Annotated in this window: 15 protein-coding genes and 1 pseudogene; 4 read left to right on the forward strand and 12 right to left on the reverse strand. The window is 72.0% G+C overall.

Translation table 11 applies throughout. The annotated features are described in order from the left end of the window. Window positions 1-18 precede the first annotated feature (18 nt). The 3 genes from nrdR to OHB21_RS34125 form a co-directional block, all read right to left on the reverse strand. Window positions 19-489 (reverse strand): transcriptional regulator NrdR, encoded by a 471-nt coding sequence (nrdR, locus tag OHB21_RS34115; protein ID WP_067504548.1) that lies wholly within the window; start codon window positions 487-489, stop codon window positions 19-21. A gap of 117 nt (window positions 490-606) precedes the next feature. After that, complete coding sequence (locus OHB21_RS34120) at window positions 607-1,851, reverse strand: hypothetical protein (protein WP_067504551.1); 1,245 nt, start codon at window positions 1,849-1,851, stop codon at window positions 607-609. 146 nt (window positions 1,852-1,997) lie between these two features. Continuing rightward, on the reverse strand, window positions 1,998-2,402 hold the full coding sequence (locus tag OHB21_RS34125) for a hypothetical protein (protein ID WP_195125577.1): 405 nt from the start codon (window positions 2,400-2,402) through the stop codon (window positions 1,998-2,000). A 181-nt stretch (window positions 2,403-2,583) separates the two neighbouring features. Between OHB21_RS34125 and lexA the strand changes: the two genes are divergently transcribed. Beyond that, window positions 2,584-3,345, forward strand: a complete 762-nt coding sequence (lexA, locus tag OHB21_RS34130) for a transcriptional repressor LexA (protein WP_067504625.1) — start codon at window positions 2,584-2,586, stop codon at window positions 3,343-3,345. A gap of 6 nt (window positions 3,346-3,351) precedes the next feature. Here the strand turns inward: lexA and OHB21_RS34135 are convergent, their stop codons facing one another. The 9 genes and pseudogenes from OHB21_RS34135 to OHB21_RS34175 all read right to left on the reverse strand — a co-directional run bounded on the left by OHB21_RS34135 (window position 3,352) and on the right by OHB21_RS34175 (window position 13,402). After that, window positions 3,352-4,317, reverse strand: a complete 966-nt coding sequence (locus OHB21_RS34135; RefSeq protein ID WP_147265724.1) for an AraC family transcriptional regulator — start codon at window positions 4,315-4,317, stop codon at window positions 3,352-3,354. A gap of 537 nt (window positions 4,318-4,854) precedes the next feature. Next, a complete protein-coding gene (fdxA, locus tag OHB21_RS34140) occupies window positions 4,855-5,190 on the reverse strand; it encodes a ferredoxin (RefSeq protein WP_067504628.1) in 336 nt (111 codons plus the stop codon). After that, entirely contained in the window at window positions 5,187-5,981 is a 795-nt protein-coding gene (locus tag OHB21_RS34145; RefSeq protein WP_195125576.1) for an ABC transporter ATP-binding protein, read from the reverse strand. Before OHB21_RS34145 ends, fdxA begins: the two co-directional genes overlap by 4 nt. Further along, the gene (locus OHB21_RS34150) at window positions 5,957-6,826 is read right to left on the reverse strand and encodes an ABC transporter permease (RefSeq protein WP_195125575.1); all 870 of its coding nucleotides are present in this window, start codon (window positions 6,824-6,826) and stop codon (window positions 5,957-5,959) included. The genes OHB21_RS34145 and OHB21_RS34150 overlap by 25 nt, the downstream gene beginning before the upstream one ends. Window positions 6,827-6,859: 33 nt before the next feature. Further along, window positions 6,860-8,281, reverse strand: a complete 1,422-nt coding sequence (locus tag OHB21_RS34155; RefSeq protein ID WP_067504714.1) for an ABC transporter substrate-binding protein — start codon at window positions 8,279-8,281, stop codon at window positions 6,860-6,862. A 21-nt stretch (window positions 8,282-8,302) separates the two neighbouring features. After that, window positions 8,303-8,530, reverse strand: a complete 228-nt coding sequence (locus OHB21_RS34160; protein ID WP_067504631.1) for a 4Fe-4S dicluster domain-containing protein — start codon at window positions 8,528-8,530, stop codon at window positions 8,303-8,305. After that, window positions 8,530-11,201 (reverse strand): annotated as a pseudogene (locus OHB21_RS34165) (fumarate reductase/succinate dehydrogenase flavoprotein subunit). Before OHB21_RS34165 ends, OHB21_RS34160 begins: the two are co-directional and overlap by 1 nt. A gap of 5 nt (window positions 11,202-11,206) precedes the next feature. Next, window positions 11,207-12,013, reverse strand: a complete 807-nt coding sequence (locus OHB21_RS34170; RefSeq protein WP_067504634.1) for a GntR family transcriptional regulator — start codon at window positions 12,011-12,013, stop codon at window positions 11,207-11,209. 471 nt (window positions 12,014-12,484) lie between these two features. Further along, the gene (locus OHB21_RS34175) at window positions 12,485-13,402 is read right to left on the reverse strand and encodes a LysR substrate-binding domain-containing protein (RefSeq protein ID WP_195125574.1); all 918 of its coding nucleotides are present in this window, start codon (window positions 13,400-13,402) and stop codon (window positions 12,485-12,487) included. A gap of 120 nt (window positions 13,403-13,522) precedes the next feature. Between OHB21_RS34175 and OHB21_RS34180 the strand changes: the two genes are divergently transcribed. From OHB21_RS34180 to OHB21_RS34190, 3 genes are all read left to right on the forward strand, one after another. Further along, window positions 13,523-14,518 carry a YeiH family protein gene (locus OHB21_RS34180; protein ID WP_067504640.1) on the forward strand — a complete coding sequence of 332 codons (996 nt, stop codon included), beginning with the start codon at window positions 13,523-13,525 and terminating at the stop codon, window positions 14,516-14,518. A gap of 228 nt (window positions 14,519-14,746) precedes the next feature. Continuing rightward, entirely contained in the window at window positions 14,747-15,370 is a 624-nt protein-coding gene (locus tag OHB21_RS34185; RefSeq protein ID WP_324192075.1) for a histone deacetylase, read from the forward strand. Between the two features lie 140 nt (window positions 15,371-15,510). After that, the gene (locus OHB21_RS34190; RefSeq protein WP_084537381.1) at window positions 15,511-16,728 is read left to right on the forward strand and encodes a PucR family transcriptional regulator; all 1,218 of its coding nucleotides are present in this window, start codon (window positions 15,511-15,513) and stop codon (window positions 16,726-16,728) included. The last annotated feature ends 129 nt before the right edge of the window (window positions 16,729-16,857 follow it).

Raw genomic sequence — 16,857 nt, forward strand, 5'->3', positions numbered from 1 at the left:
CGACCTCGGACCGCGCTCTCAGTCGGCGGTGACGGCCGCCGCCGCGCGGGCGGCGCGCATGTCGCGGATCTCGTGTTCGAAGTCCTCGGCGGAGGTGAAGGAACGGTAGACCGAGGCGAAGCGCAGGTAGGCGACCTCGTCCAGATCGCGCAGCGGGCCCAGGATGGCCAGGCCGACCTCGTGGCTGGGGACCTCCGGGGAACCCTTGGCGCGCACCGCGTCCTCGACCTGCTGGGCGAGCAGGTTCAGGGCGTCGTCGTCGACCTCGCGGCCCTGGCAGGCGCGCCGCACACCGCGGATCACCTTCTCGCGGCTGAACGGTTCGGTGACGCCGCTGCGCTTGACCACCGACAGGATCGCGGTCTCCACCGTGGTGAAGCGCCGCCCGCAGTTCGGGCACGAGCGGCGGCGGCGGATGGCCGCGCCCTCCTCGGCCTCGCGCGAATCGACCACCCGCGAGTCAGGGTGTCGGCAGTACGGGCAATGCATCCGAGATCCTTCGTCGATGTACCCGGCGCAGGTATACCCCTGGCGACCTCCGGTATACCTTCATAGTCCTTCGAGGATACCCGTGCCGGAACCGGGCGTTCCGGGCGGCGCTGCCGATCACCCGACCAGTTGCCAGTGCGCGGTGAGATCGGCGAGCAGATCGGGCAGCCGGGGCAGCAACCGGCCGCGCGCCAGCTTGTCGGCGAACGGCTCGCCCAGCACGGTGGCGGCGAGCGCGGCGTTCGACTCCAGATCGATGTGGCGGGGCACCAGGTCGCCGGTGATGTAGGTCCAGCGGGTGTCGCGGTCGGCCCAGTTGAAATCGGGCAGCGGCATGCGCAGCGCGAGGCTGCGGCCGCCCACTTCGGCGCGCACCGTCACGGGCGCGAACACCCCTGGCGCCCGCACGCCGGGCACAGCGGGTTTGCCCGCGACGGTGCTGACATAGGTGAGCACCCGGCCCATCACGCCGCGCCCGCCGGAGGTCTCGTCCCACTGGTCGGCGATGACGTGGTTCTGCTCGCGGTCGGTCATGCGGATCAGGGCGTCGATGTAGCCCTCGCGAGTGCCGGATTCGATCGACCGCCAGGCCGCGTGGATGTCGGCGTCGATGAGGCCGGCGGCGAGCATTTCGTCGATCCCGGCCAGGCCGCGGGCGACGTAAGCCTCGTGCATGGGGACCAGGTCGGTGAAGATGTGGCGCTGCATGATCATCAGCCGGGTCTGGTACCAGGTGATGTCGGCGACGGTGAGACGCGATCCCTCGGTGGCCAGCAGCCGGATGTCGGCGGGCACGGCGCCCGCCAATTCCGGTGGTGTGCCGCGCAACAGGTCGGCGACGGCGTTGCCGAGCTGGTGGATGCCGGGCAGGTCGAGGACGCCGCCCACGTCGCTCATGTCGAAGAAGCCGGAGGCGAACGAACCACCCGCGATGCCGGCCAGACCGGCCCACCAGAACTCGGGATGCGCGGTGGCCAAGCGCAAGTAGTTGACGTAGACCTGGTTGAACGTGGGCGCGTTGGCGGCGACGCCGCGGTTCGGGTCCCAGCCGGTCAGGTCGATGGCGGCGTTGCCGGTGGCCACCACGAGCCAATACTGGTGCAGCAGTGTGGCGTAGCGGCGCGGGGCGATCCCGTCGGCACGTGCCCGATCCAGCGCGGCGCGCAGGGTGGGTTCGTCCAGCGGGAGATCCGGATGCAAGCCGCCGCCGCGCTCGCCCTCGCCGTTGAGGGAGGGCAGGTCGAGATATCCGTGGTAGGCGGGCGTCGCGTGCGCGGCGGGTAGGGCGGCGACTCCGAGCAGGAGGCAGAAGAGCAGGGCGGTGAGTGCGCGCGACGCGCGACGCGCGGGGTGCTGCGACATGGCTGGGGATCCCGACTCGATCGAGGCAAAGATGTTGCCTGGGTCACGTTTTCAGCACAGTAGCAACGTGTTCCAGTTCTCGATCGATATTTTCGGCCGCCGAATCGGCCGGATCGGCCACGGCCCGGCGGGACCCCGTCGCGGCGTCAGCGCGCGGGGACGGCGCCACCCCACGTGGGCTGTTCGACCTGAACAGGCGCGGGGGCGGGCACGGTGCCCTCGATCGAGCCCGCGCGCCAGTGGGCCAGGCCGATGAGGGCGATGACGAACATCGCGGTGATCAGGGCGGCGAGAGCGAGGGTGGCGAAGCCGACCTGCGCCTCCTCGGCGCTGCGCACCGGGTGCGCGCCGCGGGTGTACCGCAGGGCGGGGGTGCGCACCGGCCCGCGCCGGTAGACACGCGCGTCGACGCCGGGGCCACCCGCGCGGGGGCCGCGCTCGGCGACCTCCCGCCGCACGACGCCGCGCTGGGCGGTGCGCCGGGCGCGGAGCTGGTCGAGCGGCGCGGGCGCATCGGCGGCGGTGCGGGTTTCGCGGATCGCTGTGTTCATCGGACAAACCTCCGTATGGATGCTGTGGGGATGGCTCGAAGGAGTCGCGTTCGATCACTTGTTCGAAGAACTGATGTTCGAATTTCTACCACGAGCCACCGACAATGTCAGCGGGAAACGCCCGACATGCGTCGAACAGATGTTTGATCCGGGGCCGGGACCGGACTAGATTCGAAGGGCGATGACTACCACAGGAAGGGCGGACCCGGTGAGCCATACAGACGACGCGGACGACGAGGGCGGCACCGGCGCGGACCCCGCTCTCAACGGCACCGATCTCACCGCGCGTCAGCGCAAGGTCCTCGAGGTCATCCGCACCTCGGTGAGCGAGCGCGGCTACCCCCCGAGCATCCGGGAGATCGGCGACGCGGTCGGCCTCACCTCCACCTCCTCGGTGGCCCACCAGCTGCGCGCGCTCGAGCGCAAGGGCTACCTGCGGCGCGACCCGAATCGTCCGCGCGCCGTGGACGTGCGCGGCCTCGACGAGGCCGTGCGCGCGGTGACCAGCCTGCCGGGCGCCGCCGCCCTGGACGACGCCGACGCGGCGGTGGCCGATTCCGGCCGTCCGGAGCCGACGTTCGTCCCGGTGCTCGGCCGGATCGCTGCCGGTGGGCCGATTCTCGCCGAACAGGCCGTGGAGGACGTGTTCCCGCTGCCGCGCGAGCTGGTCGGCGAGGGCTCGCTGTTCCTGCTGAAGGTGGTCGGTCAGTCGATGGTCGACGCGGCCATCTGCGACGGCGACTGGGTGGTGGTGCGCCAGCAGAACGTCGCCGACAACGGCGATATCGTCGCGGCGATGATCGACGGCGAGGCCACCGTCAAGACCTTCAAGCGCACCGGCAAGGACGTCTGGCTGATGCCGCACAACCCGCTGTTCGAGCCGATCCCCGGCAACGACGCCCGCGTGCTGGGCAAGGTCGTCACCGTCATCCGCAAGATCTAGCGCGGCTCAGGCACGGACGCCCGCCCGGGAGCGGAAATCCCTGGGCGGGCACCCGTTCCAGCGCCGGAAGGCGCGGATGAACGACGCGGATTCCGCGTAGCCGAGCCTGCTGGCGACCTGCTCGGTGGTCATCCGGGTGTGCCCGAGCAGCTGTTCGGACAGCGCCTGGCGCACCTCGTCCACCAGCACCCGGAACGTGGTGCCCTCCATGCTGAGCTTGCGCGAGAGGGTGCGCGGACTCATGTACAGCGCGGCGGCCACCTCGGTGAGATCGGGGATCACGCCGGGATCGCGGATCAGCACCTCGCGCACCTCGGCGGCCACGCCGGTCAGAATGCTGCGGTCGTCCAACAGATCCCGGCACAGGCGCGCCGCGGAGTCGCGCGCGCCCTTGGTGGGGCGGGGCAACCGCCGGTCCAGCGACGCGGCGGCGAACACCAGCGCGTCCTCGGCCGCGCGGAAGTGCGGCTCCACCCCGAACACGGCGCGATGACGCCGGGTGTGCGCGGGCATGCCGTGCCGGAACGTCACCCGCCGCACCGGCAACCCCGCGGCGAACAATCGCGCACCGATCCCCTGGATCTCCGCGAAGGCGCGCTCGGCGAGAAACGGGCGCAGATCGCCGGGCACCGACAGGTCGTCGAACACCAGCGCCGCCTCCCGCTCGTCCTCCCGGAAGGTCAAGCGCCCCAGACCGGAGCCAGGGTCGGCATAGCGCACCGCGAGGTCGATCACCTGCCGCAGCGTGCTGCTGGACAGCGCGGCCAGCCCCCACGGCCCGCCGACCCGCACCGCGCACCGGCGGCCCGCTTCCAGCCCGAGGCCGGGTTCGCCGCCGAAACGCCGCACCAGCACGCGCACCGCGCCCAGCTCCCAGTCCGCGCTCGGCGGCCCCGGCGCCGCCGCCACGCCACGCTCCCGCGCCAACATCAGCACACCCGACCCGCTGCCGGGTAGATCCCACTCGAACACGCGCCCGCGGTCCCCCGTCGACTCGTACCACACCCGCCGTACGGCGGGTTTCCGGGAAAATACCAACTCCGAGCCGATCCGGTGTCCAGTTCGCGCGGTACTGTTCAGTACTCACAACGGGCGTAGGTTACTCGACGGTAACTGGAAGTGGTGCGACATCGCGGACGACGACGTTGTCACCGAAACACACAGCGCTACAACAGATATCGCGCGTCACGCCGGTGACCGCCGGTGACGCCGGTGACGCCGGATCATGGGCGGCCCGAGCGAGGCTGTGCCATTCCACTGAGGCGGTGTCGCCGGCGCTTGCCTGCCTCCCACGGTCGACCTACGGACGAGACCGTGGCGGGCGCGCCGCAATACGCGCTGTATCGCGACCGCGGGTTCTCCCCGTACCCCACGCGGACGCGAGGGATGCTGCGCCGCTGGACCGGAGCGGGCTCGGGGGACGCTCCGCCACCGGACCGGGCGGGCTCGGAGCACGCTCCGCCACCGGACCAGGGCGCGCACGGGGGGACGCTCCGCCACCGGATCGGGTCAGACCCCGTACTCCGTGACGAACGGCGTATCGACCCCGATCTCACCGGCTTTCGCCGCGCTGCCCGGCGATCCGAGCGGCGCCTCGCGCCCCGGCAGCGGTTCGGCGAAGAACCGCGCGTTCTCGTCGACGAACTCGCGCTGGTCGGCCGGGATGTCGGCGTCGAGGTAGATCGCCTCCACCGGGCACACCGGTTCGCAGGCGCCGCAGTCCACGCATTCGGCGGGGTGGATGTAGGCCATCCGCCCGCCGGTGTAGATGCAGTCCACCGGGCATTCCTCCACGCACGCGCGGTCCATCACGTCCACGCACGCGGCGCCGATGACGAAGGTCATGACGCGCTCCTCTCCGTCGAGCCGGCGGCGGTCTCGCCGAGCGCGGCCAGGATTTCGTATCGCCTGCGGGCGAATTCGGGTTCGAACCGCGCGCCGGGCGCCCGGGGACTGTCGATCGCGACGATGCGCCGTATCCGCGCCGGGCGCGGCGAGAGCAGCACGATCCGGTCGGCGAGCAGCAGCGCCTCGTCCACGTCGTGGGTGACGAACAGGACGGTGGTGCGGTGGTGCTGCCACACCGAGATCAGCAGCCGTTGCATCTCGGCCCTGGTCTGGGCGTCCAGCGCGCCGAACGGCTCGTCCATGAGCAGCACCCGCGGCCGCGCGGCCAGGGTGCGGGCCAGCTGCACCCGCTGGCGCATCCCGCCCGAGAGCGCGCCGGGCAGGTGGTCCCCGTAGCCGGCCAGGCCCACCTGGTCGAGCAGGTCCAGCGCCTCCGCGCGCCGCCGGCCGCGCGGCACGCCGCGCAACTTCAGCGCGAACTCCACGTTGCGGCGGGCGGTGCGCCACGGCAGCAGCGCGTCCTCCTGGAACACCATGGCGCAGCCGCCGGCGTCCGCCCCGACGGTCGCGCCGTCGACGGAGACCGTGCCGCCGACCGGCGGCAGCAGCCCGGCCATCGCGCGCAGGACCGTGGACTTGCCGCAGCCCGACGGCCCGAGCAGCACCACGATCTCCCCCGGCGCCACCGTCAGGTCCACTTCGGCGGCGAGGCTGTCCCCGTAGGCGATGCGCAGCCCCGCCAACCGCACCGACGCCCCCGCGCTCACCGGACGGCCCTCGGCAGCCATCGGTTCACCCGGCGGCCGAGCTGTTCCACCCCGAACGCGGTGGCCCAGCCGAGCAGGCCGATGGTCAGCATGCCGACCACCACACTCGCGTAGTCGAGCAGACCGTAGGACTGCCAGGTGAAGTAGCCGATGCCGAACTGCCCGGAGATCATCTCCGCGCTGATCACGCAGATCCACGCGACACCCATCGCCACCGACAGTCCGGAGAAGATGCCGGGCAGCGCGCCGGGCAGCGCGATCCGGAACAGGATCTCGTGCCGTCGCGCGCCCAGCGTGCGGGCCGCCTCCTCCCACACCTTCGGCAGCGCGTGCATGGCGTGGATGGTGCTGACGGTCACCGGGAAGAACGCGGCGAAGAACGTGATGAACACGATGCCCTGCTCCCCGGTCGGGAACAGCAGGATGGCCAGCGGCACCAGGGCGATCGCGGGGATCGGCCGGAAGACCTCGACCACCGGCCGCACCAGCGCGCTGACCGTGCGCGAGCGCCCGATCGCCATGCCGATCAGCACACCGGTCACGGTGGCCAGGCCGAATCCGATCAGGATACGGCGGGTGCTGGCGAGGATGTCGCCGTAGTAGGAGGCGGTGCCGAGTTGGGTACGGAAGGACTCGAACACCGCACCGGGCGTGGGGATCTTGTCGAAGCGCAGCCACAGCACCACCTGGTTGGTGGTGAGCAGGTACCACAGCAGCACCAGGCCCGCCAATGGAACGGCGGTCAGCAGCGCCGACCGAGCACGACGCGTGATCGCCTTGCCCGGCAATGGAATACGGAGTGGTTTGCCACCGGCGACTCCGGCGTCGGGTGGTGCGGTGGTGAGGGGTTCCGCGGAGAGGGTCATGTGAACTCCTGTCGGGTGAAAGTCGGTGCGCCGCTAGCGCGCTCGCAGCGCGTCCGCGTACTCGAGGACGGTGCTGCCGGGTCTGCTGTCCGCGTAGGCGCGGGCGTCGGCGGCCACGGCGAAGGGCCGCAGCCGTTCCTCCGGCGCGGCGGCGGGGTCGTGCACCCAGGTGGCGGCCGTGGCGAAGATCCGCAGGCCGGTGCCCGCGTCGGGGACGTAGGCGGCGCGCAGGTCACCGCCCCGTTCGGCGACGAGGCGCAGCAGGCAGGCGGGCGTCCTGGTGACGGTGGTGCCGTCCTGTCCCGCGAACCACACCTCCGAAGCGGTGGCCGGATCGTCGGCCACACCGCCGCACACCGGGTCGGTTCCGGCGAGCGGGCTCGGCGCGGCCGTGCTGTCGCGGGCGAGGTCGTAGTCGGCGCCGTAGAGGGCGCGCAGGTGGCTGTCATCGACGAACCGGCCGAGGTCGAGATCGGCCAGCGCGCCCAAACTCTGGAGGAACGGGAGCAGGGATCCGAGGGCTTCCACCAAAGGCTGTTTGATGGTCGGATCGAAGCTCACCAGGCCGTTGGGACCGTTGTAGAGGTAGACCACTTCGGCGGGGATGCCGGTGATCTCGGCGACGCGCTGCGCCGCTTCGAGGGGGTTGGCGTTGAGGTAGTCGGTGGTCTCGCGCTGCGCCGCGAGGAACGCCTGCACCACCGCGGGATGCTGTTCGCCGAATCGCTTGCCCGCCACGACGCCGTGGAAGGTCGGGATCTCGGCGCTGCCGCCGTCGTAGAGCAGGCGCGCCTTGCCGTCGAACACCAGGGTCTGCGGCCACGGCACGAACTGCGCCAGCGCCGCCACCTGCGCGCCCTGCAACGCGGACGCGCCGACCGGCGGGTCCTGGCCGAGCAGCTTCACGTCCTCGAGGGTGAGCCCGGCGGCCGAGAGTCCGGTCGCGAGCATGCCGTGCGCGGCCGACCCGACGCTGGTGGACACCACCTCGCCGCGCAGATCGGCCAACGTGGACGCGGGCGAATCCCGAGGCACCACAACCTGATTCAGCGAACCGCGCAGGTTGTAGCCGGTGACCGCGATCAGCGCCGAGGCGACGTCGGCGTGATCGCGGGTCTTGGAGCCGTTCACCAGCAGCGGCGCGTCGCCCATGGAGCCGATGTCGACCTGGCCGGCCAGCATCTGCGCGGTGAGCGGCGGCCCGGAGGCGAAGTCCTTCCACTCCACCCGGTAGGTGACGCCGGTGGCCGCGCCCAGTTCGGCCAGTTTCGCCTCGAAGGTGCCGCGATCGCGCAGCAGGGTGCCCGCCGTGACGGTGTTGATCGTCTTGGACTGGTACCCGACATTGACGGTGATCGCGCCGTCGTCACCGCCGGACCCGCAGCCGGCGAGCAACGTCGCGGCGAGCACGGGGCCGAGCAGCAGCGCGGCGGCGCGGATACGTGTGTTCCTCATCGTGATGCCCTCCACCCGCCATCAGCGCAGCAGGTAGGGGATGTTCACGGTGACCGCGTCGACCGGGCAGCGCGCCGCGCACGGACCGCAGTACCAGCACTCGTCGACGTGCATGTACGCCTTGCCGGTGTCGGGGTGGATCGCGAGCGAGTCGAGCGGGCACATGTCGACGCACAGCGTGCAGCCGTCGATGCATTTGGCGTCGTCGACCGTGACCGGCACGTCGACACGGGTGTTCACCTGGGCCATCAGAGGTCCTTTCCGGAGTTGGCTATCCCTATGCGGGCGAAGGCGCGGACGTCGGCGTCCGGGTCCTCCAGGGCGGTGCGAAGGGCTTCGGTGACCTCCGGGTATTCGGCGATCCGCTCGGCCAGTCCGCGCACGGCGGCCTTGCGGACATCGAGGTTGTCGTCGGTGATCGCCGCGACGAGCAGCGGCGCGGCCAGGTCGGGGTCGGCCACCGCCAGTGCGGCGGCCGCGCCCTGGCGGACTTCCCAGGCGGGATCGGTCATCGCGGACGCGGCGAGGGCCGACGCCTCGCCGTCGCAACCGGTCGCGGCCAGGGCGGTGAACGCGGCGGCGCGCACCAGCGGGTCGTCGTCGCGGGCGAGCCCGGTCAGCGTGGCCGCGCCGCGCGGATCGCCCACGGCGGCGACGCCTTTGGCAACGGCGATCCGCACCAGCGGCGCGGGATCGACGGCCGCGGTGTCCAATTCGGCCAGGGCGTCGACGGAGGTGAGCCCACCGACGACGACGCGGCGCACCTCCGCGTTCGGATCGGCCAGGCGCCCGGCCAGTTCGGCGGCGTCGGTGCGCCGGTGCCGCCAGAGCGCTTCGATCGCCGCCGCGCGCACGGCCGGTTCCGGCGCGCCGGCCGCGGCGCGCAGCACCGCGTCGAATTCCGTTCCGGGAACCAGCACTTCGAGCAGTTCGGTGAGCAGGCCGATCGCGGCGTGCCGCACCGACACGTCGGGATCGGCGAGTCCCGCCGCGATGAGCGGCGACGCCGCCGCCCACTCCTCGGTGGTCTCGCTCAGCACCGAGAGCGCGGTGCGCCGGACCTCCGGATCGGGATCGCGCAGGAACGGCGCGAGTTCGGTGAGTTCGGGACACTCTTCGGCGAGGTCCATCAGCGCGAGCAGCCGGGCGCTCATCGTCCGCTCCACGCGCCGACGAGATCCGGCGCCGCGACGTCGGGGACGCCGTCGGGGCGGGTGAAGCCGGGTACCGGGACGATGTAGGGCGCGACCGGACGCGTCACGAACTCCATGGCGCCCGAGTCGCCGCGCCTCAGGTTCAGGTGGCAGAACCATTCGGCGTCATCGGCATTCGGCCAGTCGGCGCGCTGATGGTAGAGGCCCCACCGGCTTTCGGTGCGCCGCAGCGACGCCCGCGCCGCCATCTCCGCGCAGTCGCGGATGAACGTGACCTCCGCGCAGCGCATCAGCTCGTGCGGGGTGCGCCCGCCCATGGCGGCGATATCGGTGTGCATCCGTTCGAAGGCCTCCACGCCGAGGGTGAGGTAGCGCTGGGTCTTCGGCGGTTGCAGGTAGTCGTTGACGAAGCGGCGCAGCTTGTATTCGACCTGTTGCTGGGGCGGGCCGTCCGGGTTGCCGAGCGGGCGGTAGATCAGCGCGTGCGCGGCCTCGATCTGATCCTCGGGGAGGGCGGGACGGGCGGCGGACTTCGCGTAGCCGGTGGCGCTCTCCCCCGCGATGTCGCCGTAGACGAACGCGCCGATCATGTAGTTGTGCGGGACCAGCGCCATGTCGCCCGCCGCGTAGAGGCCGGGGACGGTGGTGGCCGCGTGCTCGTCCACCCAGACGCCCGAGGCGGAATGCCCACTGCACAAACCGATTTCGGAGATGTGCATCTCGATGTCGCGGGTCCGGTAGTCGGTGCCGCGCCCGGCGTGGAAGGTGCCGCGGGTGGGGCGTTCGGTGGTGTGCAGGATGCCTTCGATCTGGGTGATGGTGGCGTCCGGCAGGTGGCTCAGCTTGAGGTAGATGGGGCCGCGCGCGCTGTCGAGTTCGCGTTTGACCTCGGCCATCATCTGGCCCGACCAGTAGTCGCAGTCGACGAACCGGTTGCCTTCGGCGTTGACCTGGTAGCCGCCGAAGGGGTTGGCGACGTAGGCGCAGGCCGGGCCGTTGTAATCCTTGATGAGCGGGTTGATCTGGAAGCATTCGATGCCGGAGAGCTCGGCGCCGGCGTGGTAGGCCATGGCGTAGCCGTCGCCGGCGTTGGTGGGGTTCTCGTAGGTGCCGTACAGGTAGCCGCTGGCGGGCAGGCCCAGGCGGCCGCAGGCGCCGGTCGCCAGGATCACCGCGCCCGCCGAGATCGTCACGAATTCCCCGGTGCGCGTGTCGAATCCGACCGCGCCCACCGCCTTTCCCCCCACCGTGAGGACCCGCACCGGCATGACCCGGTTGCTGATGGTGACCTTGGCCCGCACGTCGCGGGCGCGCAAAGTGCGGTACAGCACCTTCTTGACGTCGCGACCCTCCGGCATGGGCAGTACGTAGCTGCCGGAGCGGTGCACTTTACGCACCGCGTACTCGCCGTGCTCGTCCTTCTCGAATTTGACGCCGTAGCCCTCGAGCCGCTGCACCATCTCGAAACCGCGGGTCGCGGTCTGATACACGGTGCGCTGGTTGACGATTCCGTCGTTGGCGACGGTGATGTCGGCGACGTAGTCCTCGGGGCTGGCCTTGCCGGGCACCACCGCGTTATTGACGCCGTCCATGCCCATGGCCAGCGCGCCGGAGTGCCGCACGTGCGCCTTCTCCAGCAGCAGCACGTCGGCGCCGTGGCGGGCGGCGGTGAGCGCGGCCATGGTGCCCGCGGTGCCGCCGCCCACGACCAGCACATCGCAGGCCAGTTCCCGGCGGGTGGCGGCGGGTGGAATGTCGGTCGACATCCGGATCAGCCCCTTTCGTTCGGTTCGGGCGCACCGCGATTCGGCGCGACCGGGATGCGGTGCAGCCGCCCCGACAGCGAGAACCGGTCGCCGCGATAGCGCACGTACTCGAGGTCGATGGGGCGGCCGGTGTCGGTGTAGGTGAGTCGTTCCAGGAACAGCAGCGGCGAGCCGGGCCGCACCGCGAGCAGGCCCGCGACCGTCGGATCGGCGGCGACCGCCTCGATGGACACCGCCGCCGAACCCAGCGGCAGGCCCAATTCGGCTTCCAGCAAACGGAATACGTCGCAACCGGTGAGGTCCATGTCCAGCAGCGGGGCGCCCACGTCGGCGGTGAGGTAGCTCGCGTCGAGGGAAAGCGGTTCCCCGTCGAGGTGACGGACTCGTTCCAGCGCGACGACCGGCGTGGCGGGCTCGAGTTCGAGGCGTTCGGCCACCATCGGGGTCGCGGGCACCACCTCGGCGAGCAGCACGGTGTTGACCACCCGGTCGCCGCCGGTCTCGAAGGTCTCCGCGAGCCCGCGCAGGCGGTCCAGGCTCTGCACCGCTTTGTCGACGACCACGAAGGTGCCCGCGCCGGGCACGCGGTCGACCAGTCCCTCGTCGCGCAGCAGGGTGAGCGCGTCGCGCACGATATTGCGGCTGGTGGCGAAGTCGGCGGCGAACTGCGCCTCCGAGGGCAGCGGCCGGTTGCCGTAGACGCCGCTGCGGATGCGCGCCCGCAGGATGTCCCTGATCCGCCGCGCAGGCGCCGAGCGCCTGCTCCCCCCGGCGGTGCTCCCCGGGAGCCGCGAATACGTTCTGCCTGTCATGCGGCAAATGCTGGGAAGAGATGGTTACGCGCGGCGTTTCCGGCAATTACCGCGCGGTTACGCCAGTTGTCTGCCGCCGAACCGGTGCCCCTACCTGCGCGAATGCGCGGGCATCCGGCAATACCACCACTTGCGCGCGAGGTCGGCGAAGTGCGAGCGGACCACTCCGGGCGCTGCGGCGGGCAGGCGCCGACAGCTCCCGGTACCCATGGCGAGCCCACGCGCTGGGCAATCTCGGCGTTCCGTGACCGGCACACCCCCACGCGAGCAGCAGCACTCGGATACCACGCCGAACACTCCTGCCCACGAACCCCGTCGCCGGTCGGGCGGCACACCAAACGCGCCGCTGTCACCCGAGCCCGGTCTCGGCACCTCGCGCGCGGACATCCACGCCGTGACCGCCCGCACCGGTGCCGGGGCGCCAGACCGCGCGGGACTGACCGACCGGCACCGGGAAGCCCGCGAACAGTCCTACTGCGCGGGCAGATCCCCCGCGGCGATATCCGCCAGCGCCCGCGCCGGGCCGGACGGCGGCGCGCCCCGCCGCCAGACCGCGCGGAACTGGCGGGTGAGCACCGGGCCGCCGGCGAGCGGAACCTCCACCAGCGCGCCCGAAGCCAAGTCCGGTGCGGCGATGAGGCGGCTGAGGACGGCCGGGGCCAGGGCGGTGCGGGCGGCGGCGACGATGGTGGCCGCCGAGCCGAGTTCGGCGGCGGGACGGGCGGGTTCGGCCCGCTCGGCCAGCGCCTCCCAGACCGCGTCGCGGGTGCCCGAGCCTGGTTCGCGCCACAGCAGCGGCGTCGCCGCCAGCTCGTCGACGGTGAGCGGGTCGCGGCGGGTCGCCCACGCGTGCGCCGGTGCCACCACGACCACCAGTTCGTCGGCGCCGAGCACGCGGCTGCCGAGATCGGGCGGCGGATGCGGTCCTTCCACGAAGCCGAGGTCGGCGCCACCGCCGCGCACCATGTCCATCACCTGGCGGCTGTTGGCCACCTCCAGCGCCACCGACACCTCGGGGTGGGTGTCCCGCAGTGTCTGCAACCACTGCGGAATGCGATGGTCGGCAATGGTTTTCGACGCGGCCACGCGCAGGCGCGGCACCGCTCGCGCGCGCAGTTCGGCGACCGCGTCACCGAAGGAGCGGGCGGCCTCGAGCACGTCGCGAGCGCGGTCCACCACGGCGCGCCCCGCGTCGGTGAGCGCCGAGCCGGTCGGCCCGCGGTCGAGCAGGCGCAGGTGCAGGCGGCGCTCCAGCGCGCTGATCCGCATGCTCGCGGCGGGCTGGCTGATGCCGTGGCGGCGGGCGGCCGCCCCGAGGCTGCCGAGTTCGGCGACCGAGACGAGCAGGTCGAGAACCTCCAGATCGGGTGTTCCCGGTGGCAGCGTCATGGGGACGATTATGCGGAGTCCCCCGACCGCGACCGCGCGGCATGCCCATAAGCCACACTGATGAGCCTCTGCCGAATCGGCCTCTACTCGGCGCGGCGCGCGCCGGTGAAGGTGTGAGGCATGTGCTGTTCACCCCGATTCCTGCCCGGACTCGCGCTCGTCGCCGCGCTCGCCACCGTCGCCGTGCTGATCGGCTCGGCACTGCCGGTGCTGGGCGCGCCGGTGGTGGCGTTGGCGATCGGCGCGGCGGTCGGCGTCGCGCGGCGGCGGGCGGTGGACGAGGACGGCGTGTTCGGGCCGGGACTGGAATGGACCAGGCAGCGGGTGCTGGGCGCGGCCATCGTGCTGCTCGGTCTGGGACTGCCGTTCGGCGCGGTGCTGAGCGTGGGCAGGCAGACCGCCGTGGTGCTGGCGGGCACCGTGGTGGTGGGCGCCGTCGCCGCCCTGCTGGTGGGCCGGATGCTGGCGATGGACCGGCAGTCGGCCACCCTCATCGCGGTGGGCACGACCATTTGCGGCGCGTCGGCGATCGCGGCCGCGACGGCGGTGCTGCGCCCCGACCGGGAGCGGGTTGCCTACGCGCTGGGCACCATCTTCGTGTTCAATGTCGTTGCGGTGCTGGTGTTTCCGCCGGTGGGCCGAATGCTCGGCATGTCGCAGGAGGCGTTCGGCCTGTGGGCGGGCACGGCGATCAACGACACGTCGTCGGTGCTGGCCGCGGGCACGATCTTCGGCGCGGCGGCGGCCCAGTTCGCGGTGATCGTGAAGCTGGTGCGCAGCCTGTTGATCGTGCCGATGTGCGTGGGACTGCATCTGGGCTCGCGCGGGGCCAGCGGCGCGCAACGCGCGGCGTGGCGGACGATTCCGCTGTTCGTGGTGCTGTTCGTGGCGGCCTCGGTGATCGCCGGGCTCGGGGTGGTGCCCGAGAGCTGGGCGGAGCCGCTGTCGCGGACGAGCACGTGGTTGATCGCGGCGGTGCTGGCCGCCATCGGGACCTCGCTGTCGTGGCGGCGGATCCGTTCGGCGGGCGTGCGACCGCTGGTGTTCGGCGGGGCGCTCGGCCTGGTGCTGGCCCTGTCGTGCCTGGCGTTGCAGCGGGCGACCGGCTGGTGGTGAGGGCCCGGGTGGGGCACACCCGGGCCCTCCGGGGTCACGGAACCAACAGCCGTGCCAGGAAGTCGTTCACGGCCGCTATCAGCGCATTCACGAACTGCGGGATCATCGCTCCTCCTCCCAATGTGTGACCCGCCGGTCGCCCCGCTCACCGCCGAGCGAACGACGGACTGTGTCGAAGTATTCGTAGTCACCGCCGCCGGGGATGGGCATCGGAGGCACAATGGCCTGGTGACCGGGAGGGTGTGGTACGCCGCGTACGGCTCGAACATGCACCGGCAGCGGCTGCGCTGCTACCTGGCCGGCGGACGGCCCAGCGGCGGCGCGATCACCCTGCCCGGCTGCCGCGACACCGCCGAGCCACGCGAGTCGCGCCCGGTCACGCTGCCCGGCCTGCTGTACTTCGCCACCGAATCCCTGACCTGGACCGGCGGCCGCGCCTTCTACACGCCGAACGCGGCGGGCGAGACCGCCGCGCACGCGTATCTGATCACCGCCCAGCAGTTCTCGGACATCGTCGCGCAGGAGATGTACCGGCCACCCGGCGAAGACCTCGAGCTCGCCGAGGTTCTCGCCGACGGCCACCACGCCCTCGGGCCCGGCCGCTACGAAACCCTGGTGCACGCGGGCGATCTCGACGGTCACCCGATCCTCACCTGCACCGCGCCGTGGCGGCACACCGACCTGCCGGGCAATCCGCCGGCCGCCGCGTACCTGCGCCACCTCGCGGCGGGACTGGCCGAATCCCACGGCTGGCCGCTCCCCCGCATCGCCGAATACCTGGCGACCCGGCCGGGCGCGGCGCCGCGCTGGACTCCGAACGCGGTGCTCGACCTGTTGCGCGCGGACATCTGACGGCCCCGCGCACCGCGAATCTTCGTCTCCGGGAGACAACGCAAACGCCCTCCCCACGCTGCTCGCCGCTCTACCCTCGAGGCGTGAGTCCCGACGACGAGGTCGATGTGAGCGGCTACGTCGCCGTCCTGGCCGCCCGCATGAACGAGCGGGTGACCGAGGTCAGCGGCGTCATCAGCGACGAGCTCACCGACCAGATCTCCGAGCTGCGCGTCGACGCGCGCACCCTCGAACTCCTCGGCGCCAGCGTCGAGGGCAATGTCGACACCATCCTGCACGCGCTGCGCCACGGCATCGCCGTCGAGCGCATCACCGCGCCCGCGGCCGCGCTCGAATACGCGCGCCGCCTGGCCCAGCACGGTGTGCCGGTGAACGCGCTGGTCCGGGCATACCGGCTGGGGCAGCGCCGGTTGACCGAGCTGGTGTTCGCCGAGTTACGCAGTATCGACATGCCGCCCGGCACCGGGATCGTGGCGATCGAGACCATCACCCGGGTGCTGTTCGCCTACATCGACTGGATCAGCCAGCAGGTGGTCGCGGTGTACGAGGAGGAGCGCGACCGCTGGCTGGAGAACCGCAACAGCGTGCGCGCGCTGCGGGTGCGGGAACTGCTCGCCGAACGCGCGCCCGTCGACGTGGACGCCGAGACCGAGACCATCCGCTACCCGCTGCGCTGGCATCACCTCGCGCTGGTGCTGTGGTATCCCGACGGGCAAGCCGTACCGGGCGACGACGAGCAGCTCACCCGGTTGCAGCGGTTCGCCCGGGAGCTGGCCGACGCGGTGGGCACCGACGCCGCGCCGCTGTTCGCCGCCACCGACACCGCGAGCGGCTGGGCCTGGCTGCCGTTCCGTGCCGCACCAGACGGCCCTGTCACCGCCGTCCGCCGGTTCTTCGCCCGGCAGGCGGGCGCGCCGCACGCCGCGATCGGGCGGCCGGGCGCGGGGATCGACGGCTTCCGCCGCTCGCACCGGCAGGCCCAGCGGGCGCGGGCGGTCGCCGTGGCCGGTGCGGGCCGCCACCGGGTGGTGGCCGCCGACGATCCGGGATTGCCGCTGGTCGCGCTGCTCGGTGACGATCCCGCCGACCTGCGCGAATGGGTGGGCGACGTGCTCGGCGGCCTGGCCACCGACAGCCCCGACGACGCCCGGTTGCGCGAGACGCTGCGGATCTTCCTGCGCACCGGCGCCAGCTACAAGGCGGCGGCGCTCGAGCTGGACCTGCACTTCAACTCGGTGAAGTACCGCGTGCGCAAGGCGGTCGACCGGCGCGGGCGCCCGATCGGCGCGGACCGCCTCGACGTGGAGGTGGCGCTGCTGGCCTGCCACTGGCTCGGGTCGGCGGTGCTGCGGCGCTGAGTTCTGCCGAGCCCCGGGGTTCTGGCGAGCCGGGGTTCCGCCGAGCTCCGCCGATTGTCTCCGGGAGACAAAGCCGCGCGAGTAGTTCGTCGTCGCACGATGGTGTGGTCCAGGTCACTGATTCCTACC

The sequence above is a fragment of the Nocardia puris genome, from assembly GCF_036051655.1.
Lineage (GTDB): Bacteria > Actinomycetota > Actinomycetes > Mycobacteriales > Mycobacteriaceae > Nocardia > Nocardia puris.